The 2098-nt window shown below is 52.1% G+C and carries 1 protein-coding gene; it reads right to left on the bottom strand.

All coding sequences use genetic code 11. The features are described from left to right. Positions 1-90: 90 nt before the first annotated feature. Complete coding sequence (gene ltrA / locus ACTVJH_RS15710; protein ID WP_455992812.1) at positions 91-1368, bottom strand: group II intron reverse transcriptase/maturase; 1278 nt, start codon at positions 1366-1368, stop codon at positions 91-93. Positions 1369-2098: the final 730 nt, after the last annotated feature.

The following is a 2098-nucleotide window of genomic DNA, read 5'->3' as shown; positions in this document are numbered from 1 at the left end:
ATCGAGTAGGGTGAAGCAGAGCGATCAACTCTGCTTCATCCCTCTCACAGAACCGTGCGTACGGGCCTCGTACACGGCTCCTGTTCTCTCTTATCCCCGATTTATCGGGGGAAGCTCGCCTGTTTTGACCTTATCCATCCCATAGAGTCCGAGCCCGACAAACCAAATGTTGGGCATTGCCCAATGGCTGTATTGGCAGGCAGCATTTCTCCATGAAGCCATCTTGACGTATTTAAACTCCCCTTTATAGCCCAGTTGCCTGAGTCGTCGATGGAGTTTACGTGGTTTCTTCCACAATGACATCTGGACGGCCCGTAATCGCCTGCGTACCCATGCCATCAGCACACCGAACACGCTTGTGCAATTCGCCACTTTGAAATAATTGGCGAAACCACGAAGCAGCGGGTTCAGATCGTCAAGGATCTTTTTCAGATTCACCGGTGAGTTCCGCCGTGTGCATGCTCTGACTTTTCTCTTGAACGTCCGAAGTCTTTTGGCCTGTATCCGCGTATATCCGGGATATATAACCACTCCAAGATAGGATAACCCGTTCGAAAGACTCGTTATCTGAGTCTTCTTCTGGTTGACCGTAAGCTTCAGTTGGTTTTCAAGATACTCGCTGGCTATCCGCAACGCGTTCTCTGCACCGGATTTGCTCGCCTTGAAGATCACGATGTCATCTGCATAACGTACGATCCGATGTCCCCGGCTTTTCATAAACTGGTCAAAATTATCCAGGTAAATGTTTGCCAGCAGGGGACTGATGACCCCTCCTTGAGGACTGCCGACAAGAGTCGGTTCCAATTCTCCGGAGAGCATCACCCCGCTTTCAAGGAACATCTTGATCAGACGAAGGATACTGCCATCTGCCACCCGTGTCCGTACTCCACGGATGATAAGGTCATGATCCAATGTATCAAAGCACTTGCTCAAATCCATATCCACTACCCAGTTCAGTCCATATGTACGCATGAACGCCGTTGCCTTGGCTATGGCATTGTGAGCACCCATATTCGGCCGGTACCCATAATTGGACGGGTGAAACCACGGATCAAATAGTGGTTCCAGGATATGCCTCACTGCCTGCTGGACCACTCGGTCGCGAACTGTCGGGATGCCTATCTTACGAATGCCCCCATCCGGTTTCGGGATCTCTACCCGCTTCACCGGAAAAGGCCGGTAGGTCTTCTCGGTCAGTTCCTTCAGAAGGGATAGAATCTCCTTGTCCAGTACAAAGGCAAAATCTTTGCAGGACTGCCCGTCTATGCCGGGAGCTCCATTCGCCGATTTTACTTTCCGGAAAGCGTCCTTGAGAAATTCATAATCAAGGAGTTTACCGTAAAGGCTGTACCAGATTCGTTGTTTCATTCCTTCCTCTGCTTCGCTTCTTCTACCGTTCCTCGGGGTGTGACGTTTCGGTTCTTCAACAAAGAATGATCGCCTTCTAGCCGTTTCCGGCAATGTACAACCAGGACCCTTGTCTACTCCGATGAGAGCAGCGTTACGTGAAGATTCCTGTTCCCAGGGAGACCTCAACCACGCGTGCCCGCCTCGTCAGGCGGCTTGTTCTCCGTCCACCTTTCCAGCACGTTTCCGAAACTTTCGATAGAACTTTACCCCTTCGCAACTGCCGGCGCTTTTGGCTCTCCAGCAGCCCCCGCAGTCCTGGCTGCAGGTCGTTTCCGTTTTCTCCTCCACACCGTTACCGGGTTTCACAGGCGGAAACTTCATCACTACTACGGGCTCATCTGCCACCCTGCAAAGCATCTCGCCTTCCTCGAGTCTCCTCTCGTCCGGCAATATCCCAACAAAGGGAACTCTACAGGGCTTCCCCGGTTAATGACCGGTCCCTGTGAATGATCGCATCCTCAAGCACTCAAGCAGTCTGTCTGAGTATTGGGCTTTGCCCTATTTCGCAGGCTTGCCCACTACATGAGCCGAATCAGGTTCGCTTACGCTATGTACCATTCACTTCCTATCGCTTCCTTCAGACCCTTCCGTTACCAGAAACGCCCTTGCGATTCGGATTGATTTCCCCTCAGACGGGGCATCTCCGCTTTCTTGCAAGCGGACGGGGACCCGGCTTTGCCGGGCAAAC

This window comes from Desulfoplanes sp. PS50, assembly GCF_053851535.1.
Note: the sequence above shows the minus strand (reverse complement) of the source record. Positions and strands in the feature narration are given on the sequence as shown.